Source organism: Streptomyces sp. NPDC087787, assembly GCF_044743035.1.
Lineage (GTDB): Bacteria > Actinomycetota > Actinomycetes > Streptomycetales > Streptomycetaceae > Streptomyces.
Map to the genome: position 1 here is coordinate 267487 of NZ_JBIUVQ010000003.1, position 23423 is coordinate 290909.

The window sequence follows — 23423 nt, forward strand, 5'->3', positions numbered from 1 at the left end:
GGCCGGCCCCGGCCCCTCAGCCGACGTACCGCCGAGCCGGTGAGGTCCTGCGGGCCGACTCAAGTCGGCTCAGCCGGAGTTCCAGCTCCCTGGGCACGGGCTCACGCTCGCGCAGCACCCAGGGCAGTCCGGCCGCCGCGTACGCGAACGCGCGGACGGAAGCTGCGTCCCGCGGCACGGTACGCAGCAGGTGACCGGTCCGCCGCAGGGCCGGCAGCAGGGGGCGGCGCAGCCAGGTGAACCAGAGCGTGTTGCGCAGCCCGAGGATCCGGCGCTCGGTGCTGTCGCGCAGCACGGACGCCTGGTGGTGCACGGTGAGTTCCTCGGCGTAGCTCAGCCACCAGCCCTGGCACTGCAGGTCGCAGGCGAGCAGTTCCTCCTCCCCGCCCAGCCACAGGCCCGGGTGGAAGCCGCCGCCGGACCGGAACGCCTCGGTGCGCAGCACGGTGGCGGCGGCGAGGAACGAGCCGAGGGCCGGGCCGGGGAGCCAGTCGGGTCCGGTCAGGGGCGACTCGCGCAGCTCGCGGACCACGGGGTCCTCGGTGCCGTCCGGTTCGACGACGATCCGTGCGGTGACCGCGGCGAGCCGGGGCCGTCCGTCGAGCAGGTCGGCCGCCCGCCGCAGGCTGCCCGGCGCCCACCAGCTGTCGTCGTCGCAGAAGGCGACATAGGGCGTCCGCACCCGCCGTACGGCCAGGTTGCGGCCGACGGCGCCCAGGTTGCGGCCGGGGGTGAGCAGGGTCGTCTCCGGGAAGTGGCGCCGGACCGCCTCGGCGGTGCCGTCGGTGGAGGCGTTGTCGGTGACGATCACCGGAGGGCGTTCGGGCAGCCGCCGCAACTGGCCGAGGGTGCGCAGCAGTTCGTCTCTGCGGTCACGGGTGATCACGACGACGGTGGTCCGGGCGTCGGCCCGGTCCCGGCCGCGCTCGGTCATCCGGTGCCTCCTCCGGCCGTCCGCCCGTCCAGCAGGCGCGCGGCCCGTTCGACGTGGGGCGGCAGGGTGCGGCGCCGGGCGACGGCGGCCGGCAGCCGGACGGCGGTCTCCTTGAGCGCCCGGCGGGCGCCGGGCCGGCCCAGGGCGGCGGCCAGGGCCAGGTCGGCGCCGGCCCGCAGCGCGACGGGCCAGGGACGGCGCAGGCAGGTCGTCAGCACCTGGTTGCGGCGGACGACCGCCGAGCGGCCGGCGCGTTCGCCCCGGTGCGGGTGGTGGCAGGCGCGCAGGGCCGGCTCGTAGACGACGCCCCAGCCGCCGGCGGCGAGGTCGTAGGCGAGCAGGGTCTCCTCGCCCCCGAAGAACAGCAGCGGGTGGTAGCCGCCGACGCGCAGGAAGGCCTCGCGGCGCACCACGCAGGCGCAGCCGAGGAAACCGAGCACCGGGCGGCCGGGGAGGTCCGGCTCGCAGGGCAGCGGCGAGGTGGCGAGGACGGCGTTCAGCGGGTCGTCGGCGGCCTCGTGGCCCACCAGGGTGCGGGCGGCGAGCAGGCCGAGGCGCGGATGGCGGTCCAGGAGGTCGGCCGCGTGGCGCAGGGATCCGGCCGTCCACCAGGAGTCGTCGTCGCTGAAGGCGACGTAGGGGGTTCGGGCGTGGCGGGCGGCGAGGTTGCGGCCGAGGGCGCCGGTGTTCACGTCGGGACGCAGCAGGCGGGTGATCGCCGGATGGCCCCGTACGGCTCTCATGGTGCTGTCGCCGCGCGAGTTGTCGACGACGACGACCGGTGGCCGTTCGGGCAGGGCGGCGAGCGCGTCGAGGGTGCGCAGCAGGCTGGCGCACCGGTCGCGGGTGATCACCGCCACGGTGACCCGGGGATCGGGCCCCGGAGCGGCGCCGGGGGTCGTGGCGGTGACCGGTTCAGTGGACACGCGCCGCCTCCGCTCCTCGGCGCCGTGGGCCGGGTGCGGCCTGCCGGAGCGAGGCCAGGCAGGCGGCGGCGACCTCTCCGGGGCCGATGCGCCGCAGCCGGGCGTCGACCGTGCCGCCGTGCGGGTCGCCGGGCGGCCCGGGCTTCCACAGGGCGAGATGGCGTGAGCCGGGCGGCGGTCCCCACAGGCGGGGGGAGACCGGTCCGAAGAGGGTGACGGAGCGGGTGCCGTGCGCCACCGCGAGATGGGCGATCCCGGTGTCGCCGCTGAGGACCAGGGACGCCTGCGCCACCAGCGCGGACAGCTCGTGGAAGGGCAGTCCCCCGGTCAGTGCGGCGGCCGCGCGCAGGCCGCCGTGCGCGGCGACGGAACGCGCCAGGTCGTCCTCGCCGGGCCCCGCGGTGACCACCACGTGGTGTCCGGCGGCGCGCAGGCACCGTACGACGGCGGCGTACCGCTCGGGCGGCCAGCGGCGGGAGCCCGACGCCGCTCCCGGGTGCACCACGACCGCGCCGGGCGCCGGGGAGGGTGTGGCCGGACGGGCGAGCAGCAGGTCGGCGGGGTCGGCGGGGATGCCGTAGGCGTGCAGGAAGGCGCACCAGCGTTCCCGTTCGTGGGCGTGAGGCCGCCAGGGCGGCCCGTCCGGGCAGGCGTGGGCGAGCAGCCGGCGCGGGTGGAGGGCGGCCAGGGCGTCGCGGCTCTCGGGACCGTTGCCGTGCAGGTCGACGGCCAGGTCCGGCGGGGGTCCGGGCCAGTGGGTGAGCGAGGGTACGGCCCTGGCGGGCGCCTCGGCCGGCAGGACGGCGTCGACCGCGTCGGTGGCGTACGCGGCCTCGGTGAGACCGGGCGGCACGGCGAGGACGATCTGCCGGCCGGTCAGGGCCCGGCGGATGCCGCGCAGCGCGGGCACGCCGGCCAGCAGGTCGCCGAGGCCCAGGGCGCGCAGCACCAGGACCCGCGGGGTGTGGCCGGCAGGTGTCACCGGGCGCCTCCGGGGGCGGGTGCCTGCGCGGCGCGGCGGGCGAGGCGTGTGGTGGAGCGGCCGTCGAGGTAGGGCAGCAGGAGCACCTGTCCGCCCCAGCTCTCCACCAGGGGCTGCTCGGGCAGGCTGGTCAGGGCGTAGTCGCCGCCCTTGGCCCAGATGTGCGGGCGCAGTTCGGACAGGACCCGCTCCGGGGTGTCCTCGTCGAAGACGACGACCGCGTCGATGCATTCCAGGGCCCGCAGCACCCGTACCCGGTCGGCGGCCGGCACGAGGGGGCGGCCCGCGCCCTTGCGGCGGCGCACCGAGGCGTCCGAGTTGACGCACACGATCAGGCAGTCGCCGACGCGGCGTGCCGCCTGGAGCAGGGCGACGTGACCGGCGTGCAGCACGTCGAAGCAGCCGCCCGCGGCGACGACGGTGCCTTGGGCGGCCCTGACCCGGGCGGCCGTGCGGACGGCGTCGGCCGTGTCGTCCCCGGCGGCGGGCGCTTTTCGGGGTGCGGGCCGCGGCTCGGTCCCTGTGGCGACCGACCGCGCGCCGCCCGCCATGACGTAGTGGGTGGCGGCGTGCACCGCGGCCTGCACGGCGGTCTCGGTGAAGGCGCCGTCGGCCAGGAGCGCGGCGGCGGTCGCGGCGAACCGGTCCCCGGCTCCGCAGGGGTCGCCGACCGCGGTGGCCGGGGTCGGCACCAGCAGGGGTGTCTCGCCGTGCGAGAGCAGCGCGCCGCGCTCGCCCAGGGTCACGGCGACGCTCTGCGCCCGCCAGACCCTGATCAGGGCGCGGGCGTCCCGGCCGGCCGAGCGCAGGCCGTCGGTTTCGGCGGGCCCGGCGTGCCGGTCCGTCCGCCCGGCGAACATACGGGCTTCCCGCGCGGACGGCGTGGCCAGTCGCACTCCGCGGACCGGGGGGCAGCCCCTCGGGTGCGGGTCCCATACGAGGGGGGCTCTGCCCGCGGCGGCGGCGAGGACGTCCCGGAGGACTTCGGCGGTGCCCCTGCCGTAGTCGGCGACCAGGATCCCGGCGGCGGCCTCCACCGCGTCGGCGGCGGCCGCGTTCGCCTCACGGGCGTGTCCGTCGCCGTCGTCGAGGCGCAGCAGTGGCCGGTCGCCCGCGAGGATCCGGGTCTTGCTGCTCAGCGAGCCCTCCAGCGGGATCCCGACCAGCTCGACGCGGCCGGCCAGCAGGTCCCGCAGGGTGTGGCTGGCCTCGTCGTCGCCGAGGGCGGTGACCAGGGTGACGGGCCGGCCGTCGGCGGCCGCGAGGAGGGCGGCGAGGGCGGCCCCGCCGGGGCGGGAGCTGCGCCGAGCGCCGTGCACGACGGGCACCGGCGCGTCGGGGGCCAGCCGGTCGGCCCGGCCGCGCAGATCGTGGTCGAGCAGCGCGTCACCGACCACGAGCAGGGGTGTGGGGGAGGCGGTCATGTGCGGCCCTTCCGGGAGACGACGGACCGGTTCGCGGGACCGGGCGGCTCCGGCTCGCCGCGCTCCACCGCCGCGTCGAAGCACTCGCAGAGCATGTGGACGGCCACCAGGTGGAGTTCCTGCACGGTGGCGGCCACGGGGGCGGCGACGCACAGCGACTCGTCGCTTCCGAGTTGCAGCGGGTTCGGCGCCCGGCCGGTCAGCGACCACACCGTCATGCCGAGGCGGCGGCCGCGCTCGGCTGCCGTCAGCAGGTTGGCGCTCGCGCCGCTGGTGGACAGCAGCATCAGGACGTCGCCCGGCCGTCCGTGGGCCTCGGTCTGGCGGGCGAACACCTCCTGGACGCCGTAGTCGTTGGCGATCGCGGTGGTGGAGGAGGTGTCGGCGTGCAGGGCGACAGCGGAGAACGGAGGCCGGTCGTCCCGGTAGCGGCCCACGAGTTCGGCGGTGAGGTGCTGTGCCTGAGCCGCGCTGCCGCCGTTGCCGGCGACGAGGAGCCTGGCGCCGGAGCCGAGGCGCCGGGCGAGTTCGCGTCCCCAGCGCTCGATCACGGGGCCGCGGTCGCGGAACGCCTCCAGGGCCTTGATCAGGTCGTCGCAGTGCGTGGTGCCGGTGACGGTCTTCATCGGACGGCCTCCCGGAGCGAGGCGGTCGAGGACACGGAGGCGTAGACCCCGGCGATCCGGTCGGCGACGCGGTCCCAGGTGTAGTGCGCCAGGACGCGCCGGCGGCCGGCGTCCCCGTAGCGGGCGAGCCGGTACGGGTCGTCGAGCAGCGCGCCGATGACGGTGCCGAGGTCGCGGTCGTCGTCGGCGGGGACCAGGAGGCCCGTCCGGTCGTGGACGACGGTGTCGAGCTGGCCGCCGACCGCGCTGGCGACGACGGGTCTGGCGCAGGCCATGGCCTCCAGGGCCACGATGCCGAAGGGTTCGTAGCGGGGCAGCGACAGGACGAGGTCGGCGCCTGCCATCAGATCGGGCATCCGGTCGCGGCCGACACCGCCGAGCAGGGTCACCCGGTCGAGGACGCCGTACTCGCCGGCGATGCGCCAAAGCCGTTCGGCCTCGGGTTCGGCGCCGAGCAGACGGGCCTCGGGGCCGCCCGCGACGAGCAGTTCGGCGTCCGGAATCCGGGCCAGGGCGCGGATCGCCCGGTCGAAGCCCTTGCGGGGCACGAGCCGGCCGACGGCGAGCAGCCGCCTGCGCCCGCCGGCCGGGCGGGGCCGGGCGAGCGGGGTGAACTCGTCGGGGTCCACGCCGCACGGGACGACCTCGGTCCGCTCCTGCGGCAGGCCCATCGCCTCCAGTTCGGCGACCTCGTCGGAGCAGGTGGCGATGATCCGCGCGCACGCCTGCCCGACGGCCCTCTCGATGGTGATGCGCTGCGGCGGGCTGGTGTCTGCGGCGCCCTGGTGGCGCTTCTTGACCGTGCCGAGGGCGTGGTACGTCTGCACGACGGGGATGCCGAGGCCGCGGGCGCCGGACAGGGCGGCCAGGCCGGACATCCAGAAGTGGGAGTGCGCCACGTCCGGCGGGGCGGCGGCCCACCGCCGGGCGAGGAAGTCCCCGAACTCGCCCATGTAGGGCAGGAGTTCGTCCTTGGGTACCGGCGCAGGCGGGCCTGCGGGCACATGGACCACGCGGATCCCGTCGGTGAGGGTGGTGCAGTCCGGCAGACCGGTCGCGTCACGGCGCGTGTAGACGGTGACCCGGTGGCCCTTTCCGGCCAGTTGCCGGGCGACCTGCGCCACGTACACGTTCTGGCCGCCGGCGTCGGGTCCGCCGAGCGCCGCCAGCGGGCTCGCGTGCTCGGAGACCATGGCGACGTGCCCGGCCGGTGTCGGGGTGCGGCTCATCGGGTGACCTCCTTGATCAGGCGTTCCCAGTCGTCCACGAAGCGCCGTCCTCCGTAGCGGGTCCGCACGGCGGCCCGGGCCTTCTCCCCCGTCCGCCGCGCGTGCTCCGGGTCGGCGAGGAACCCGCGCACGGCGTCCTCCAGCACGTCGATGCGGTTCGAGACCACGCCGGCCCCCTCCGGCACGGCCTCGCGGACCTCGGTGGTGTCCAGGGCGACCACCGGCATGCCGAGGAACATGGCCTCCAGCAGGGACAGGCCGAGCGAGGTCCAGCGCACCGGGTGCAGGTACAGCCGGCACCTGGCCATCTCCTGGTGCAGCCGGTGCTGCGGCAGGTCGCGGGTGCGGCACCGCTCGGGCGGTAGTCCCAGCTGCCCGGCGAGTCCTTCGGTGCGCATCCCGAACACGTCCAGCGGCGCCGACCGGGCGAAACGGGGCAGCAGGTCCGTTCCCGTGGTCCGGCCCCTGCGCACGGGTTCGTTGACCACGACGGCCGCCCGCGGCTCGGAGCCGGTCCACAGGTGGCCGGGATCGAGGATGCCGTGCTCGACGACCGCCGTCGGGGCCCTGCCGTTGTCCCACATCAGCCGGTTGAAGTGGGTGACGTGGACGACGGGGATGCCGGTCTGCCCCGCCAGCGGGTGGCGGGTGTCCACCGGTGAGCCGTCGGGGCTGTTGTGCTCGACGTACACGGCCGGCACGTCCACTCCGGGACCGCGGCCGGTCCAGCGCCGCGCCAGGCCGGGTTCGTGCGGGCGTTGCAGCACCATGAGGTCGATCTCGCAGTCCCGCAGCTCCCGCGGGGTGCGCTCGCGCACATTCGCCGGCCAGTCCCAGGTCACCGCGCGGCCCAGGCCGTCCGGGCCCCGGTCCCCGATCACCGGGAGCAGGTAGGTGTGCGGGCCCTGGACGAAGGCCGTGAGCCAGGATCCGTGCACGTGCCACACGAGGATGTTCATGAGTTCCGCTCCTGGATCAGCTTGTGCACCGCGCGGACCACGTCCTGTCCGGTGACCTCGTTCAGGCAGGGGTGTCCCGCCGACGGGCAGAGGCGGGCCCTGCTGTCCGCGCAGGGCGCCGCCTGGTCGCCGAGGAGGATGACGGGCACGCCGTACGGCGCCCAGCGGCCGGCCGGTACGACGGGGGCGAACAGCGAGACGACCGGGGTGCCGACCGCGGCGGCCAGGTGGGCGGGCCCGGTGTTGGCGCTGATCAGGACGTCGGCCCTGCGCAGCACCCCGGCGAGGGTGCGCGGGGTGGTGCGCCCGCCGAGGTCGACGGCCGCGCCGGCGCTCACCCTGCGGGTGAGGTCCCGCTCCTGGGGGCCGCCGGTGACGACCACGCGGTGTCCGGCGTCCGCGAGCAGCGCGACGGCCTCCTCGCACCGGTGGGGGCCCCAGGCACGGGCGGGGGCGCTGGCGCCGGGGTGCAGGACGACGTAGGGCCCGCGGCCGGTCAGTGTGCCGGTGTCGGGCGGCGGGAGGACCCGCAGCCGGGCGTCGTCCCCGGGCGGTGGTGGAAAGCCCAGCGCGACGGCGGTGTCGAGTGCGGCCTCGGCCTCGTGGCGTCCGGGCCGCCGCCGGTGGCGCACGTCCAGCAGCCGCCCGGCGTGGTCGGCGCTGTCGGCTCCGATACGGCCGATTCCCGCGAGCCGCAGCAGCAGCGCCGTCGGCAGGGGGCTCTGGTGGAAGGAGGTGAGGACCAGCGCGACGTCGAAGGCGCGGGCGCGCAGGCGCGCGAGCAGGGCGTCGATGCCGGGCGCGCTCACCGGGGGCGGGTCGAAGCCCTCCCAGGGCGCCTCCCACACCAGGACCTCGCCGACGCCGGGCAGCAGCCGGGCCGCGTCGGCGCCGCGCGGCCCGCAGAGCATGGTCACGTGGCCGCACCGGGCGGCCACCGCGCGTACCGCCGGTCCGGCGAGCAGCACGTCCCCGAAGCTGTCGAGTCGGACGACGAGGGCCTTCACCGGGCACCCCTCCCCTCCGGGACGCAGCCCCGGGCGGACCCCACCACCTGGCGCACCGCGTCGAGCACGTCCGGCGCGCACACATCCGCGAAACGTTTCACTTCATCGGGCGCCGTGGCCGAGTTCGGCACGAGCAGGCCCCGCGCGCCCGCCGACCGCGCGGCCAGGACGTCCGCCTCGATGTCACCGACCACCACGCAGGCGGCGGGAGCGACGCCGAGCCGCTCCGCGGCCGCGAGGACCAGGCCCGGCCGCGGCTTGCGGCAGGCGCAGCCGGTGTCCGGCGCGTGCGGGCAGAAGACCCAGACGTCGACGCCGCCGAGCAGCTCGTCGGCGCGTGCGTTGACGCGGCGGACCTGCTCGTCGGTGAGCAGGCCGCGGCCGATCCCCGACTGGTTGCTGACCACCGCGGTGGCCAGACCAGCGCCGCGGGCGAGCCCGACGGCCCGGGCGGCACCGGGCAGCAGGCGGACACGGTCCGGATCGCCGTTGTACGGCACGTCCGCCACGAGGGTTCCGTCGCGGTCGAACAGGACGGCGCGGACGGGATGCCGGCGCGCGCTCATGGGGTGCCTCGCAGAAGTCCGGCGTGCCGGTGGAGGACGGCTCCGCGCAGGCGGTGCCCCACCGCGAGGGGCGGGATGAGCACACTGGTGCCGAGCATCCCGGCGATCTCCCGCCCGGTGCGGGGGCCGGGCAGGATGCGGGCGAGGGCGAACTCGGCGGTGCCGAGCGTCCACAGCGCCGCGCAGGCGGTCGCGGCCCGGTGCCGCCGCGCCAGGAGGCAGCAGGCCGCGGCGAGCGCGGCGGCCGTCACCACCAGGTGGCGGCGCGGCCGTCCCCCGGGCGCGTCGGCCCGGGTCCACCAGTCGGGTCCGTGCAGCCGGTTCATCAGGACGTCGTCGGCGTTGCCCCGCTGGGCCGGCAGCGAGACCCACCAGGGGGCCGGGCGGACGGGGTGGCGGGTGACGCGCCTTCCGCGCCTCAGGGACCAGCCGGCCCGCAGCGCGCGCAGCGCGAGGTCGGCGTCCTCCCGGAAGGCCCGCGGGAAGCGTTCGTCGAAGCCGCCGACATCGCGCAGCGCATCGGTCCGGTACGCCATGTCGGCGGTGGCCCAGGCCGCGTCCTCCAGCACCTTGGTGTTGCGTTCCCAGTCGGTGGGGCGGCGGTCCGCGGGCAGCGGGACCCGCAGCCGCCCCTGGACTCCGCCGACGTCCTCGCCGGCCTCGCGCAGGTCCTCGGCGAGCAGCCGGGACCAGTCCGGCAGCACCTGGACGTCGTCGTCGAGGAACACCGCCCAGGTGGTCGTGGCGGTCCGCCAGCCGGCGTTGCGGGCGGCGGCGGGTCCACGGCCGCCCGTGCGCAGGGTGCGGACCCGGTCCCGGAGCCGTCCGGCCTCCGCGAGCGGCAGGCCGGGGCCGGGTGCCGGGCGGTCGTCGACGACGACCACCTCCCGCGGCCCGGGCCCGTCCGCCGCGGCGAGCGCGCGCAGACACGCGGCGAGACAGGCGCGGCCGACCGTCGGGACGACGACGGTGTAGGCGGGGGCCGCGGTCATGCGAAGGCCTTCCCGCGCCGGACCGCGAAGGGCCCGAGGACGAGCAGGTCGACGGGGGCCGAGCCGAAGCACTCCAGGGCGTCGCGCGGATCGTCGACCATGGGCCGCCCGGCGGTGTTCAGGCTGGTGTTGACGACCGCCGGCAGTCCGGTCCGCCGCTCGAAGCCGTCGATCATGCGGGCCACGAGGGGTTCGTCGGCGCGGTCCACGGTTTGGACGCGGGCCGTGCCGTCGATGTGCACGACGGCGGGGATACGGGCCTTCCACTCGTCCGCCACGTCGTGCACGAACAGCATGTGGGGGCTGGGCAGGGGGCCGTCGAAGATCTCGGCCGCCCGTTCCGCGAGGACCATCGGCGCGACGGGCCGGAACTCCTCGCGGCCCTTGACCGCGTTCAGCCGTTCCAGATTGCGCGCGTGCCCGGGGTGGGCGAGCAGCGAGCGGTGGCCGAGCGCGCGCGGCCCGTACTCGCCGCGTCCCTGGAACCAGGCCACGACGCCGTCGGCGGCCAGCGCCTCGGCCGCCGTCTCGGCGATGTCGGCGGGCTCCTCGTACGGCACCGCCGCCCGCTCCAGCCAGTCGCGCAGCTCGCCGTCGCTCCAGCCGCGGCCGAGCGCGGCGGTGGGCATCGGCTCCACCGTGTCCTTCTCCCCCGCCACGTGGACGGCCGCGCCGAGCGCCGTGCCGGCGTCTCCGGCGGCGGGCTGCACCCACACGTGCCGGAAGCCGCTCTCCCGGTGGAGGCGCGTGTTGGCGACGCAGTTGAGGGCGACACCGCCGGCCATGGTGAGGGCGTCCTCGCCCGTCTTCTCGCGCAGCCATCGGGCGAGGGCGAGCAGGGCCTCTTCCAGGCACAGCTGGGCGCTGGCCGCGAGATCGGCGTGGTCCTGGCTCCAGGCGCCGCCCGGCGGGCGCGGCGGCACCAGGGACGCCCAAGGCACGGGACGGGCCCGGAAGCCGCCCCGGTCGTCGGCCCGGACGTACGCGCGCAGCCGGTCTGCGAAGCGCGGGGTGCCGTAGGAGGCGAGCGCCATCACCTTGAACTCGTCGCTGCTGCGCAGGAAGCCCAGGTGCTGGGTGAGGTCCTCGTAGAACAGGCCGAGGGAGTCCGGCAGTTCCTGTGTGCCGAGGACGGTCAGCTGCCCGCCCGTGTACCGGCCGGCCAGATGGGAGCCGCATTCGCCGCGGCCGTCCAGTACGAGCACGGCGCAGTCCGGGTGGGGGGAGACCGGTCCCGCGGAGGCCGCGTGCGCCACATGGTGCGGTACGAAGCGGACCTTGGCCGGGTCGAGGCCGGGCAGCGCCTCGGCGAGGAAGCCGGGTGCCTGGCGGGCGTACTCCTGGCGCAGGTGGTCCCAGGGGTCGTGCAGCCCCATCCGCTCGGCGGGCCGGGCGAGGGAGGGGTCGTAGGAGTAGGCGACGGCGTCCAGGTCGGACGGCGTGAGCCCGGCCTGCTCCAGACACCAGCGGGCCGACTGTTCCGGAAGCTCCCAGGCGGCGAAGGGGACGGGCCGTTTGCCGTGCTTCCGGCGGGAGAACCGCTCCTCCTCCGCCGCGGCCACGACCCTGCCGTCCGTGAGGAGAGCGGCGGCGGGATCGTGGAAGAGTGCGTTGATACCGAGGACGTGCATGGGCTGTCTCCAGATCGGCGGAGGGCCGGTGGTCCGTTCGGCGGAGGACCGCAGGTCAGGGCCGCCGGGCCGGCGAGGGCGCGGCGGGCGGGGAGGCGAAGTGGGCGATCGTCTGCTTCAGGCCCTCCTCCCACGGCACCTGCGGCGACCAGCCGAGCAGTTCGCGCGCCAGGGTGGTGTCAGGGCGGCGCCGGCAGGGGTCGTCGGCGGGCCGGTCGACGAAGTCGATGGGCGAGTCGGAGCCGGTGAGCGCGACCACGCGGCGGGCCAGCTCGACCATGGTGATCTCGTCGGAGCCCCCGATGTTCACGGGCCGCACGGACCGGCTCGCCGCCACCCGCAGGACCCCGTCGATCGTGTCGTCCACGTAGCACAGCGAGCGGGTCTGGCTGCCGTCGCCGGTGACGGTGAGCGGCTCGCCCGCGAGGGCCTGGCTGATGAAGGTGGGCACGGCACGGCCGTCGTGGGCGCGCATGCGCGGACCGTAGGTGTTGAACAGCCGGACGATCCCGGCGTCGGTCCCCCGGGCTCCGGCATGGGCGGTGACCAGGGCCTCGGCGAACCGTTTGGACTCGTCGTACACGCTGCGCGGCCCGATCGGGTTGACGTTGCCCCAGTAGCCCTCGTGCTGCGGGTGGACGAGGGGGTCGCCGTACACCTCCGAGGTGGAGGCGAGCAGGAAGCGCGCCTCGCAGCGTTCGGCGATCGCGAGGGCGTTGCGCGTGCCGAGGCTGCCCACGTCGAGGGTCTCCAGGGGCAGCCTGAGGTAGTCGGCCGGTGACGCGGGGCAGGCGAAGTGCAGTACGAGGTCGTAGGGGCCGAGGAGCGGCTCCACGCAGTCGGGCGCGGACACGTCGCAGTGCAGGTACCGGAATCCGGGCCGGTCCTCCAGATGGGCGATGTTCTCCCGCCGCCCGCAGGCCAGGTTGTCCACGCAGTCGACTTCGACGCCTGAATCCAGCAGCCGCTCGCACAGGTGGGAGCCGAGGAAGCCGGCACCACCGGTCACGACCGCCCGTTTCCAGGAAAACGGCAGGATCTCACCAACCATCAGGGCACTCCTTCGTGCGTGCGTCCGTGCCCGTGGCCGGGTAATACGTTCTGGCCTGCGCTTCGGACGCCTCTATGTCGCCGGGTCCTGTCTTCGGCCCATTGAGAAGGAAGACGGGGTAGGGCTCGGGTTCCGCCGGTCCGAAGGACCGCCCTGGTGGTCGCCCGCCGTCGACGGCCGGGTTCCCCTGGCGGTTGGCTTCACACGTTGGTTCTTTCTTCGACGTCCGGGTACTCGCGTGACCCCTGTGAGTCACCGCAGCCGGGGAAGGACCATGGACGCAGCGTGGAGGCCCACGGCCGACGATCTCGCGGCGGAGCCGCTCGCCGCCCTGCGCACGCCGAAGCGGCGTCCGGGGCGGCTGCTGCTCACCGGCTGGTTCAGCTTCCGCGACGGCGAGGCGACAGCCGGTGACGTGCTCGCCCAGCGGCATCTGTCGACCGCGCTGGCCCGGGCGGGCGTCCCGCACGACACGGCGTGGAGCCCCGTATTCCGCCCGGACGCGCTGTCGCTGACGACCGCGGATCCGCGGCGCTACGACACTCTCGTCTTCGCGTGCGGTCCCGTGCACGGACCGCAGTTCGAGCTCCTGCACCGCAGGTTCGGGTCCTGTCGCAGGCTGGCGGTCGGTGTCAGCGTGGTCGAGCCGGCGGACCCGGCGGTCACCGGTTTCAGCGAGGTGCTGGCGCGGGACGGCACGCCCGCCCCGGCCCGCCCCGACCTGGCGGCGGCCGCGCCGCTCGGGCCGCTGCCGCCCGTCGTGGGGGTGGTGCTCTCGGGGGGCAGGGCGAGTACGGCGGCCGCCGCCGGCACGCGGAGGTGAACGCGCGCCTCACCGACTGGCCGGCGGCCAAGGACTGCGCGCGCGTACCTGCCGAGACCCGCCTCGCCACCGACGACTGGCGGCTGTGCGCCACGGGAGAGCAGTTCCTGGCGCTCGTCTCCCGCCTCGACCTGGTGGTCACCACCCGGCTGCACGGCCTGGTCCTGGCCCTGCGCGCCGGTACGCCCGTGATCGCCGTCGACCCCGTCACGGGAGGCGCCAAGGTCAGCGCCCAGGCCCGAGCCCAGGGCTGGCCCGCACTGCTGACGGCGGACACCCTGACGCCACAGCTCCTGGATTACTGGTGGGCCTGGTCAGTCTCCGAGACGGGCCGAACGGCAGCGGGACACTACGCGACGCGCTGACGTCAGGGGCGGCTGACGGCAGGTCCGCTGCCGACGGGTCCGCTGACGGCCGGCCCGGGACGCGCTGCCACCCGTCGCCGCCACCGGCCCGGCGGACGGCGGCGGATCGGCGCTCGGCACACCGGCACCCGGGCGCACGAACGCCGGCGGCCACCGCCGCGCCGGGCGGCGGCAGGCGGCGCGCCGACGGCCGGGCGGGGGGCGCGGCCGCCAGTGGTCGGCCGCTCTCACCGCCGCGCGGACGGCGGCGCACCGGGTGGCGGACAGCGGTGGACCGCGCCGGCACGCTGACCGCTGGACGCGTGAGGCGAACGCCGTCGGCCACCGCCGACGCGGAGGGTGGCGGGACAGCGAGGGCATGCTGACGGCCGGGCGCGTGGGGGGCGCCGCCGGGCGCCGGTGGGGGGCACCGTGGCGGGCCGTGCGGGAGGCGCCGTTCGGGGGCGGCCCCCGTTGTCAGCGGCCCGAGCGGGGGGCCCGGTCGCGGTGGGTGGGGAGGAATTCCTGGACCTTGGCCTTGAAGCCCTGGCGGACCACCGCCGCACGGTCAGTGTCGCCCTTGAGGACGGCGGTCGCGGCGGCCTCGATCTGGTCGAGGGTGGCGTGCGGCGGGATGGGCGGTACGGCCGGATCGGTCACGAAGTCCAGCACACAGGGCCGGTCCGTCGCCAGGGCGGCCTCCCACGCCCCCGTCACCTCGCCGGGCTTCTCGATCCGGATGCCCTCCAGACCGAGCGAGCGGGCGAAGTCGGCGTAGGCGACGTCGGGGATGGACTGCGACGGCAGGAACTGCGGTGCGCCCTCCATGGCGCGCATCTCCCAGGTCACCTGGTTCAGGTCCCGGTTGTTGAGGACGGCGACGATCAGTCGCGGATCGGCCCAGTCCCGCCAGTACTTGGCGACGGTGATCAGCTCGGCCATGCCGTTCATCTGCATCGCCCCGTCGCCGACCAGGGCGATCGCCGGCCGGTCGCCGTGCGCGAACTTGGCGCCGATGGCGTACGGCACGCCGGGCCCCATCGTGGCGAGGGTGCCCGACAGCGAACCGCGCATGGCACCGCGCAGCTTGAGGTGGCGGGCGTACCAGTTGGCGGCGGACCCGGAGTCCGCGGCCAGGATGGCGTTGTCGGGTAGCAGGTCGTTCAGCGCGTGGGCGACGTACTCGGGGTTGATGGGGTCGGCCTCGACGGCGGCGCGCCGCCGCATGACCTCCCACCAGTCCGCGGTGTCCTGCTCGATCTTCCGGCGCCAGCCGTGCTCCCGGGCCACCTTGAGCGACGGCAGCAGCCGGCGCAGCGTCACGGCGGCGTCCCCGACCAGGTTGACCTCGAAGGGGTAGCGCAGGCCGATCATGTGGGGGTCGATGTCGATCTGCACGGCCCGCGCCTGGCCGAACTCGGGCAGGAACTGCGTGTACGGGAAGCTGGAGCCGACGACCAGGAGCGTGTCGCAGTCCCGCATCATCTCGTACGAGGGGCGGGTGCCCAGCAGCCCGATCGCGCCGGTGACGTAGGGCAGTTCGTCGTCGAGGGCGTCCTTGCCCAGCAGTGCCTTGGCGACGCCGGCGCCGAGGTGCTCGGCGACCTGCATGACCTCCTGCCGTGCGCCGCGCGCGCCCTGGCCGACGAGGATCGCGGGCTTCTGCCCGGAGTTGAGAACCTCCGCCGCCCGGGCGAGCGCCTCCTCGGAGGGCACCGGCGCGTAGTAGGACATGCCCAGGCTGGACGGCACCATCTTGAAGGCGTGCTCGGGCGGCGAGTAGTCGAGTTCCTGCACGTCGGCGGGGATGATGACGGCCGTCACCGAACGCCGGGCCAGGGCGGTGCGCATGGCGCGGTCGAGCACGTTGGGCAGTTGCTCGGGGACGGTGACCATCTCGCAGAAGTCGGAGGCGACGTCCTTGTAGAGGGACAGCAGGTCGACCTCCTGCTGGTAGGAGCCGCCCATGGCGCTGCGGTTGGTCTGGCCGACGACGGCGACCACGGGCACGTGGTCCAGTTTGGCGTCGTACAGGCCGTTGAGCAGGTGGATGGCCCCGGGCCCCGAGGTGGCCGCGCACACGCCCGGCTTGCCGGAGAACTTGGCGTAGCCGACCGCTTCGAAGGCGGCCATCTCCTCGTGGCGGGCCTGGATGAACCTCGGCCGGTTGTCGGCCCGCCCCCAGGCGGCGAGCAGGCCGTTGATGCCGTCGCCGGGGTAGGCGAAGACGTGCTCCACCTCCCACTCGCGCAGACGCTGGAGAAGGTAGTCGGAGACCTTGCTGGACATGCGGGGAGCCTTTCCGGTGGAGCGGAGAGGGTGCGGGGGCTAGGGGGCACGGTGCAGGCGGCGCGCCGCGCCGCGGCCGGCCGCTGTCACGGCGGTGGCCGCGAGGGCGGCGGCGACGGCGGTGGCCGCCCGGCCGCCGGCCCGTGACGGCTTCGCGGGGCGCTGCGCGAGACGTTCGGGCAGGTGGCCGGGGAGTGCCCCGTCGAGTCCGAGTGTCAGTGCCTCGGCCAGGTGCAGGGCCTCGCGGCCGGTGCCGGCCTGTTCGATCTGGGTGCGGCAGCTGAAGCCGTCCGCGAGGAGCAGGCCGGAGGGAGCCGCAGCGCGGACGGCCGGAAGGACGCCCTGTTCGGCGACGGCCATGGACACCTCGTGGTGGCCGCGCTCGAACCCGAAGTTGCCGGCCAGTCCGCAGCAGCCCTCGTCGAGGACGTCGGCGTCGATGTGGGCGCGGCGCATCAGTTCGCGGTCGGCGTCGTCGTGCAGGATCGCGTGCTGGTGGCAGTGGGTCTGCACGGTCGCCTGCCGGGACACGGCGGGCGGCTGCCAGTTCTCGGGCGCGTGGTGGACGAGTTGCTCGGCGAAGGTGCGGAACCGGCCGGCCAGGCGCCGCATGTCCTGGTCGTCCGGCAGGAGTTCGGGGGCGTCCGCCCGGAACACGGCCGTGCAGGAGGGTTCGAGGCCGATGACGGGGGTGCCTGCCTCGATCCAGGGGCGCAGGACGTCGAGCGAGTGCCGCAACACCTTCTTGGCCGTGCGCAGTTGCCCGGTGGAGATCCAGGTCAGTCCGCAGCACACGGGCCTGTCGGGGACGGCGACACGGAATCCGGCGTCCTCCAGGACCCGGACGGCCGACCGGGCGATCGCTGGGTGGAAGTAGGTGCTGAAGGTGTCGGGCCACAGCACCACGGCCCGGGGGTCGCCGGGTTCCGGCTCCTCGCCGTCCCGGGCCCGCCACCACTGGAGGAAGGACTCCCGCGCGAACACGGGGGCCTGGCGTGCGCCGTCGACACCGGCGAGCCGTTTGCCTGCGCCGGACAGGACGGGCGCGTGGAGCACGGTGTTGACCAGGGAGGGGGCGAGGCGGGAGAGGCGGGCCCACAGCGGCAGCCAGCCCATCGAGTAGTGGGCGGCCGGGCGGGGCCTGCCCGCGTAGTGGTGGGCGAGGAACTCGGCCTTGTAGGTGGCCATGTCGACGCCCACCGGGCAGTCCGAGCGGCACCCCTTGCAGGCCAGGCAGAGGTCGAGGGCGTCACGGACCTCGGTGGAGCGCCACCCGTCCTTGACGGCGGAGTCCGCGTGGCCGTCGAGCATCTCGAACAGCAGCCGGGCCCGGCCCCGTGTGGAGTGCTCCTCCTCCTTGGTGGCCCGGTAGGAGGGGCACATCACGCCGCCGTGGTGGCTGCGGCATTTGCCGATGCCGACGCAGCGCATCACGGCGCGGTTGAAGGAGTGTTCGTCCTCTGGATAGCCGAAATGGTGCTCCACGGTGGCGGGCCGCCAGGCCGGACCGAGGCGCAGCTGTCCGTCGACCGGGTTCGGCGCGGCGACCTTGCCCGGGTTCATGCGGTCACCGGGATCGAACAGGGCCTTCAACTCCCCGAAGGCGGCGACGAGTCGCTCGCCGAACATCCGGGTCAGCAGTTCGCCCCGCGACTGTCCGTCGCCGTGCTCTCCGGAGAGGGATCCGCCGTAGGACGCCACCAGGTCGGCGGCGCGCTCCAGGAAGCGGCGGAACTCGGCGACGCCCTCGGCGGTCTTCAGCCCGAAGGGGATGCGGGTGTGCACACAGCCCTGACCGAAGTGGCCGTAGAGCGAAGGACGGTCGTAGCCGAACTCGTCGAACAGGCCTTTCAGGCCGCGCAGATAGTCGCCCAGGCGGTCGGGCGGGACGGCGGAGTCCTCCCAGCCCTCCCAGGTCTCCCGGCCGTCCGGGGGGCGGGCGGTCACCCCCAGCCCCGCCTCGCGTGCCTTGAGCATCTCCTGTTCGCGCTCCGGGTCGTCGGAGAGGGCCACGGCGGGGTCCTGCTCACTGCGGCTCAGCGACCACAGCAGCTCGCGCGCCTGGTCGTCGACGGCCTCCTGGCTGTCGCCGCTGAACTGCACCAGCAGCCAGCTGTTCCCCTCGGGCAGGGCGTGGAGGGAGTCGAGGTAGGCGTGCTCCTCCCGCATCAGCTGCGCCATCCGGTCGTCCAGGGCCTCCAGTTGGCTGGGCTCGCTGTGTTCCAGGAGGCGCGGCACGTCGTCGGCGGCGGTGCAGATGTCGTCGTACCCGAGGACGAGCAGCGACTGGAACGGCGGTACGGGCACGAGGTCGAGCTCGGCGCGCAGCACGGTCACGAGGGTTCCCTCGCTGCCCACCAGGGCCCTTGCGACGTCGAAGCCCTTCTCCGGCAGCAGGGAGTCCAGGTTGTAGCCGGAGACGCGGCGCGGAATGTCCGGATAGCCGTGCCGCACGTCCGCGAGGTACTCGGTGATGATGCGGTCGAGGCCGGCGTAGATCTCGGCCCTGCGGCCGCCCTCCGCCGCGATCCGCTTCCGCTCGGCCTCCGGGGTGGGCCCCACCCACATCCGTGTGCCGTCGTAGGTGAGGATCTCCAGGCGGCGCACGTTGTCCACGGTCTTGCCGTACGCCTGCGCGGACGCGCCGCAGGAGTTGTTGCCGATCATTCCGCCCAGCGCACAGTGGGTGTGCGTCGACGGCTTGGGCCCGAACTGGAGGCGGTGGCGTGACAGTTGGCGGTTGAGCTCGTCAAGGACGATCCCCGGCTCCACGACGCAGGTGCGGGCGCCGGGATCGACCGACACGAGCCGGTTGCAGTACTTCGTCCAGTCGACGATCACCGCCGCGTTGGTCGCCTGACCGGCCAGGCTGGTCCCGCCGCCCCGGGACAGGACCGGGGCGCCGAACCGCGCGCACACCTCGACGGCCCGGGCGCCGGACTCGACGTCGCGCGGGACGACGACCCCGATCGGGACCTGCCGGTAGTTGGAGCCGTCGGTGGCGTACGCACCCCTGCTGCCGGCGTCGAAGCGGACTTCGGCGTCGGTCTCGGCGAGCAGCGCGGCTTCAAGGCCGGCCGCGTTCGACGCGGCCGGCTGCACAGGTGCGGGAGTCACGGGAGGGCAGGGGTCAGCCGGCGAGCCGGCCGCGGAGCAGTTCCTTGCCCATCTCGGCACCCTTGCGACTGTCGGCCTGCGCCTTGCGGAAGAGTTCGACCAGGTCGTCGTCGTGCTCGCGCTCGGCGTCGTCGATGTAGGTCTCCAGGCGCAGGGCGTTGCCCAGGCACTCCTCGACGTACCAGAGCAGGTTGTAGTCCTTGTCCAGGGTGCCGGTGACCTTGCCGGTCTCGGTGTTCCTCGCCATCACGCTCTCCTCCACCGTCGGAATCCGTGGGGCCGGGTCCGCGGCCAGTGATCGTCAATCACGGTCCGTGGCGCGGTCACTGGCCGCGGCCGTCCGCCCCTCGATGACGAGCCCCGAGTGCCCAAGAGAGGCAAGGGGTATGCCACATCCCGGCCACCGGAGGCGGCCGCGTTCGCAAAGCCCTGTGGGCAGGCCCTGCGCGCGGCCTTGCGCACGGCCTTGCGCGAGGCACTCCGCCACCGTGCGCGTGACCTCGCGCGGGGGACTCGCGGGGACTTCCGCCCCCGGGCGATTCGTACCCGAGGCTGGGGGAACCCGGCCCGACATGATCGGGAGCATGGTGCGTGGCGGCGTCGCCGGTGCCGCCGGAACGACCGTACTGAACGCCGTGACCTACGCCGACATGGCATGGCGGGGAAGGCCGGCCAGCCAGGCCCCCGCGCAGGTGGTGGAGAAGCTCGCGGAGGACCTGGGCCATCCGGTCGCCGGACCGGACGGCAGCCGGGACAACCGGCTCTCCGGCCTCGGTGCGCTGTCCGGCATCGCCGTGGGCGTCGGCACGGGAACGGCCGTCGCGCTGGCCCGCAGGGCGGGGGTCAGGATGCCCTGGTGGCTGGGAGGTGTGGTCACCGGCGCCCTGGCCATGGCCGCGACGGACGTGCCGATGGCCCGGCTGGGAGTGAGTGACCCGGCTGACTGGCCGGCCAAGGACTGGCTGTCGGACGCGGTGCCGCACCTGCTGTACGGACTGGTCACCCACGGCCTTCTGACGGCCGCGGAACGTCGCCCGTGAGCAGGCCGCCCCGCGTCAGATGAGCGTCACGAACATGATCACGACCACCACCGCCACCACGATGTACAGCACCCAGAAGGACCCGCGCGCACCCTTGCCGGCGGGCTCGCCGCCGCCACCGCGCGGGCGGTCCTCCTCGAGGCCGGGGTTCTCCGGACGATCCCGGGTGTAGAAGTCGTCGTCCTCTCCTGCCATGAGCCCATCACTCCTTCACCTTCACCGGGAGGCTTTCCGAGTACCCGGTCCACCGCTGGACGCGCTCGTGCTGACCGGCGAGCCGACGTTCCCCGGCTGCCTCGTCGAGTGCCGGGCGGTGGGCATGTTCGCCATGAAGGACGAGCGCGGCCCCGACGAGAAGATCCTCTGCGTGCCCGCCCACGATCCCCGGTACGCGGACGTGCAGGACATCGACGACATCTCCCTCTTCGACCGGCTGGAGATCACCCACTTCTTCGAGGTGTACAAGGACCTGGAACCCGGCAAGTCCGTCGAGGGCTCGCACTGGGAGGGCCGCGAGCAGGCCTACGCCGAGATCGACGCCTCCCGCGCCCGTGCCACCGGCGGGCACGCGCCGGTCCACGGCTGACGGCGCTCCGGGACACCCATCGCCGGCCGGCGCCCGCGCGCTTGATGTACCGCCGTCAACGCGCGGGCTCATTGCGTCACGGGGCCGGCCATGCGCGACCCCGAAACGATCCGAACCACTCAGTACGGGCCATTGGCGGACACAAAGCACTTTCACGCCGATTGCTCATGGCATGTTGACCTCCCTACTTCTCCCCCGGAGGCACGCGTGCCCAACTCTCCCGGCCCCAGGGACTCGACGCCGGGCTACCCCAGGTGGTCGGACCGTCTGATACGCCAACTGGACGCCTTCGCGGCCAGAAGGTCAGGGGCCGAGAGGGTGCCCGCCCTGGTGCTCAGCAGACAGGACGGCGGTGATGCCACATGGCCCGCCTTCATGATCCGGGAGTACGAGAACCGACTGTCACGAGGCCACGGCAACGCGCGCTGCCGGGTGCCGCATGCGGTCGTCGACGACGCGATACCGACCGACGGCTTCCTTCCGGCGATCGACCGTGTGGCGCGGACGTTCCAGCGCACCATGCCCTCGGGGCGTCTGCGGCTGCGGGCCTTCCACACGTGCCGGGCCGTACTGGATGCGGAACGCGGCGCGGGAGACGTCCAGGCCGAGCAGCAGCCCATCGTCGAGATCCTCTACGCGGAAATGCTGCAGAGGCGGAGGTCTCTGCGTGCCGGCGCCTACGTGGCGGACTTCCTGGGCCGGCATGCTCTGACCGGCTGGCTCCAAGGACTCGTCGCCGCCGTGATCGTCGGCCTTCCCAAGGTGTGTTACCGGTTCCATCTGCGGCACTGGGGCCTGCGCTGGGTGGCCGGCGAATGCAACCGGGGCAGCTTCCTGGACGCCGCGCTCGACTTCTGCCGTGACGGCGAACTGGACCGTGAGGACCCGCGCGTGCGGCGCATCCTGTTGCGGGCGCTCCTGACCGACCTGCGCAGGTCGACCCGGGGCAGGACCTGGCTGAGTCACCTGCGGGACCGGCGCCGGTGGTCCTTCGTCGTTCTCATCCCGGAGATCGACGACCCGGACGGCCCCGGTCGGGCGTTCCTCGGCACCTTCGAGGAACTGGCCGGCGACCATCCGACCAGGCCGCTGCTCGTTCTGGCCGCCTGCGCGGGCCCACCGCCGGACTACGCCATCCCGCTCGACGCCGGCCTCGACCGGCCGAACGGCATCGCCGACAAGGTCTGCACCGTCCTCGGCGAAGACAGTGCCGAGCCCGTACGCCTCGTCACGCTGCCGGCCGCGGACGACTCGGACGGTACGGCCAAGAACAAGATCGAGAACGGTCCGGGAGTCATGGCCCGCAAGGACCACCCCCTGGACTGGCTCCGTCCGTCGGTCCTGCCCGTCGTGGGCGTGGCGACCGCGGGGCTCCTGCTGGCTCCGAGCCATCTCTGGTCCCCTCCGGCCGGCGCGCCTCCCTCGTGCCTGACCGTGGGGACCGGTGAGCGGGTGGGTGTCACCGACGGCGAGCAATGCGATCTGGGCGTGCCGGGAGACCGCGGGAAGGAACTGCGGGACCTGGAGCGTCAGGTCGCCGAGGAGAACGCCCGGATTCCCGACGGGCCGTACCGCACCTTGGTCTTTCTCGCTCCCCTGAGCCTGCAGGACGGTGTGTACGACGATCCGCCGCTCGGCCTGCAGATCCTGCGCGGCGCGATCGCGCAGCAGCACAGGCTGAACTCCGGTGTCCGCCAGAACAAGATGCCGATCCGCCTGCTGATCGCCAACACCGGCCAGTACTTCCGGTACGGGGCCCGCAACGCCGCAGCGCCGAAGAACCCGGACGTCGCACAGATGATCATCGACCGGCAGCGCACGGACCACATCGCGGCGGTCATCGGCATCACGCAGAGCCGTCCCGAGTCGTTGAAGGCGGTCCAGGAGTTCGACCATGCCGGGATTCCCGTCATCGCGAACGGCGTCTCCGGCAGCAGCATGGTCGGACCCGACTCCCCGCAGCGCTACTTCCAGATCTCGGCGCCCGACACACGCCTGGGTCCGATCCTCGCGGACTTCATCCGCCACTCCCCCGAGATTCACCGCCTCACCAGCGACAGGCCCCACGCCGTCGTCGTCTACGACCCGACCGACACCTCCTTCAGCACGGATCTGAGGAACGTATTCGTGCGCGCCTACCGTGCGCACGGCGACATCGACGAGGTCACCTACAGCGAGAAGCCCGGCGCGACAACGCCGGACAGCATCGCCACCGACGTGTGCAACAAGGTCACCGCGACCCACGGCATCGTCGTCTATCTGGCACGGTCCGGAGTACTGCCCAGTCTTCTCAACGCCATGCGGGGTGCCGGTGGTCAGTGCCAGCCACCGCAGGGAACGACCATTCCCCTGATCTCGGAAAGCGCCCCCCTCGACTTCCAGCTCCGACCCGCTCGGACGGCGCGCGCCTACCCGTACATGAATCTCTTCTACGAGACGACGAACGCACCCACGCGGGACCCCCGGGATCCCTACTCCCAGTTCACCCAGGACTTCGCCGACGTCTTCGGCCACCACAGCGCCGACGCCGACGCGGCCAGCGGCTTCGACACCGTGGGCATCGTCTCCAAGGTCATCGAGAACCTCCTGCCCGCCTCCCCCGACGTCCAGCCCAACGACATCTACCTGTGGCTCACCGCCCATGGCGTGTCCCAGTACCCCGGCGCGTCGGGTGTGCTGCAACTGGACGCCAGGAACAAGTTCCCACCCGACAAGGCCGTCTACATCCGTGAGATCGCCCAGCCGGGCGGGGCCACGACGACGCTGCTCAGCTGCGGAATCCTGCCCAACCGGCAGAACCCCGAGAAGTGGGGCACCCCGCCCGACAGCTTCCCCTGCCTTCGCGAGGACACCCGGTCACCGTCCGGCTGAGGGATCCCGGGCCGTCACCGGGCACG

21 protein-coding genes are annotated in these 23423 nt (G+C 74.2%); 5 read left to right on the plus strand and 16 right to left on the minus strand.

From position 1 onward, the window contains the following. Nucleotides 1-16: 16 nt before the first annotated feature. Genes ACIOWN_RS07165 through ACIOWN_RS07220 form a run of 12 tightly spaced genes read right to left on the minus strand, consistent with a single transcriptional unit; the run spans nucleotide 17 to nucleotide 12327 of the window. Nucleotides 17-934, minus strand: coding sequence for a glycosyltransferase (locus tag ACIOWN_RS07165; protein WP_362349654.1), 918 nt, complete (start codon nucleotides 932-934; stop codon nucleotides 17-19). After that, nucleotides 931-1860 (minus strand): glycosyltransferase, encoded by a 930-nt coding sequence (locus ACIOWN_RS07170; RefSeq protein WP_362349656.1) that lies wholly within the window; start codon nucleotides 1858-1860, stop codon nucleotides 931-933. Before ACIOWN_RS07170 ends, ACIOWN_RS07165 begins: the two co-directional genes overlap by 4 nt. After that, on the minus strand, nucleotides 1850-2842 hold the full coding sequence (locus ACIOWN_RS07175) for a glycosyltransferase family 9 protein (RefSeq protein ID WP_362349657.1): 993 nt from the start codon (nucleotides 2840-2842) through the stop codon (nucleotides 1850-1852). Before ACIOWN_RS07175 ends, ACIOWN_RS07170 begins: the two co-directional genes overlap by 11 nt. Then, nucleotides 2839-4266, minus strand: a complete 1428-nt coding sequence (rfaE2, locus tag ACIOWN_RS07180) for a D-glycero-beta-D-manno-heptose 1-phosphate adenylyltransferase (RefSeq protein ID WP_401980926.1) — start codon at nucleotides 4264-4266, stop codon at nucleotides 2839-2841. The genes ACIOWN_RS07175 and rfaE2 overlap by 4 nt, the downstream gene beginning before the upstream one ends. Then, entirely contained in the window at nucleotides 4263-4892 is a 630-nt protein-coding gene (locus tag ACIOWN_RS07185; RefSeq protein WP_362349661.1) for an SIS domain-containing protein, read from the minus strand. The genes rfaE2 and ACIOWN_RS07185 overlap by 4 nt, the downstream gene beginning before the upstream one ends. Beyond that, nucleotides 4889-6121, minus strand: a complete 1233-nt coding sequence (locus ACIOWN_RS07190) for a glycosyltransferase (RefSeq protein ID WP_362349662.1) — start codon at nucleotides 6119-6121, stop codon at nucleotides 4889-4891. The genes ACIOWN_RS07185 and ACIOWN_RS07190 overlap by 4 nt, the downstream gene beginning before the upstream one ends. Further along, on the minus strand, nucleotides 6118-7080 hold the full coding sequence (locus ACIOWN_RS07195; RefSeq protein ID WP_362349664.1) for a glycosyltransferase: 963 nt from the start codon (nucleotides 7078-7080) through the stop codon (nucleotides 6118-6120). The genes ACIOWN_RS07190 and ACIOWN_RS07195 overlap by 4 nt, the downstream gene beginning before the upstream one ends. Further along, entirely contained in the window at nucleotides 7077-8087 is a 1011-nt protein-coding gene (locus ACIOWN_RS07200) for a glycosyltransferase family 9 protein (RefSeq protein WP_362349666.1), read from the minus strand. The genes ACIOWN_RS07195 and ACIOWN_RS07200 overlap by 4 nt, the downstream gene beginning before the upstream one ends. After that, entirely contained in the window at nucleotides 8084-8653 is a 570-nt protein-coding gene (locus ACIOWN_RS07205; RefSeq protein WP_362349668.1) for an HAD family hydrolase, read from the minus strand. The genes ACIOWN_RS07200 and ACIOWN_RS07205 overlap by 4 nt, the downstream gene beginning before the upstream one ends. Beyond that, nucleotides 8650-9645, minus strand: a complete 996-nt coding sequence (locus tag ACIOWN_RS07210; protein ID WP_401980930.1) for a glycosyltransferase family 2 protein — start codon at nucleotides 9643-9645, stop codon at nucleotides 8650-8652. Before ACIOWN_RS07210 ends, ACIOWN_RS07205 begins: the two co-directional genes overlap by 4 nt. Further along, nucleotides 9642-11276 (minus strand): carbamoyltransferase C-terminal domain-containing protein, encoded by a 1635-nt coding sequence (locus tag ACIOWN_RS07215; protein WP_362349672.1) that lies wholly within the window; start codon nucleotides 11274-11276, stop codon nucleotides 9642-9644. Before ACIOWN_RS07215 ends, ACIOWN_RS07210 begins: the two co-directional genes overlap by 4 nt. A 55-nt stretch (nucleotides 11277-11331) precedes the next feature. Then, complete coding sequence (locus tag ACIOWN_RS07220) at nucleotides 11332-12327, minus strand: UDP-glucuronic acid decarboxylase family protein (protein WP_362349673.1); 996 nt, start codon at nucleotides 12325-12327, stop codon at nucleotides 11332-11334. A 274-nt stretch (nucleotides 12328-12601) separates the two neighbouring features. On the opposite strand from ACIOWN_RS07220, the gene ACIOWN_RS07225 reads away from it, so the two are divergent. Together ACIOWN_RS07225 and ACIOWN_RS07230 are read left to right on the plus strand one after the other, a co-directional pair. Beyond that, complete coding sequence (locus tag ACIOWN_RS07225; RefSeq protein ID WP_401980934.1) at nucleotides 12602-13150, plus strand: hypothetical protein; 549 nt, start codon at nucleotides 12602-12604, stop codon at nucleotides 13148-13150. Then, on the plus strand, nucleotides 13147-13515 hold the full coding sequence (locus tag ACIOWN_RS07230; RefSeq protein ID WP_401980936.1) for a polysaccharide pyruvyl transferase family protein: 369 nt from the start codon (nucleotides 13147-13149) through the stop codon (nucleotides 13513-13515). Before ACIOWN_RS07225 ends, ACIOWN_RS07230 begins: the two co-directional genes overlap by 4 nt. Nucleotides 13516-13971: 456 nt before the next feature. Here ACIOWN_RS07230 and ACIOWN_RS07235 read toward each other — a convergent pair whose 3' ends face one another. From ACIOWN_RS07235 to ACIOWN_RS07245, 3 genes are read right to left on the minus strand one after another with little or no spacing between them, the layout of a single operon-like run. Next, complete coding sequence (locus tag ACIOWN_RS07235; protein WP_362349675.1) at nucleotides 13972-15783, minus strand: thiamine pyrophosphate-requiring protein; 1812 nt, start codon at nucleotides 15781-15783, stop codon at nucleotides 13972-13974. A gap of 39 nt (nucleotides 15784-15822) precedes the next feature. Next, on the minus strand, nucleotides 15823-18900 hold the full coding sequence (locus ACIOWN_RS07240; protein ID WP_401980939.1) for an FAD-binding and (Fe-S)-binding domain-containing protein: 3078 nt from the start codon (nucleotides 18898-18900) through the stop codon (nucleotides 15823-15825). 13 nt (nucleotides 18901-18913) lie between these two features. Further along, the gene (locus tag ACIOWN_RS07245) at nucleotides 18914-19147 is read right to left on the minus strand and encodes a hypothetical protein (protein WP_362349676.1); all 234 of its coding nucleotides are present in this window, start codon (nucleotides 19145-19147) and stop codon (nucleotides 18914-18916) included. 325 nt (nucleotides 19148-19472) lie between these two features. On the opposite strand from ACIOWN_RS07245, the gene ACIOWN_RS07250 reads away from it, so the two are divergent. Further along, on the plus strand, nucleotides 19473-19940 hold the full coding sequence (locus ACIOWN_RS07250) for a hypothetical protein (protein WP_362349677.1): 468 nt from the start codon (nucleotides 19473-19475) through the stop codon (nucleotides 19938-19940). 15 nt (nucleotides 19941-19955) lie between these two features. Here ACIOWN_RS07250 and ACIOWN_RS07255 read toward each other — a convergent pair whose 3' ends face one another. Next, nucleotides 19956-20135: a hypothetical protein gene (locus ACIOWN_RS07255; protein ID WP_362349678.1), complete on the minus strand. Its 180-nt coding sequence runs from the start codon at nucleotides 20133-20135 to the stop codon at nucleotides 19956-19958. On the opposite strand from ACIOWN_RS07255, the gene ACIOWN_RS07260 reads away from it, so the two are divergent. Continuing rightward, on the plus strand, nucleotides 20134-20526 hold the full coding sequence (locus ACIOWN_RS07260) for an inorganic diphosphatase (protein ID WP_362349680.1): 393 nt from the start codon (nucleotides 20134-20136) through the stop codon (nucleotides 20524-20526). The genes ACIOWN_RS07255 and ACIOWN_RS07260 overlap by 2 nt on opposite strands. Before the next feature lie 330 nt (nucleotides 20527-20856). Beyond that, nucleotides 20857-23397, plus strand: coding sequence for an ABC transporter substrate-binding protein (locus ACIOWN_RS07265; protein ID WP_362349682.1), 2541 nt, complete (start codon nucleotides 20857-20859; stop codon nucleotides 23395-23397). Nucleotides 23398-23423 lie beyond the last annotated feature (26 nt).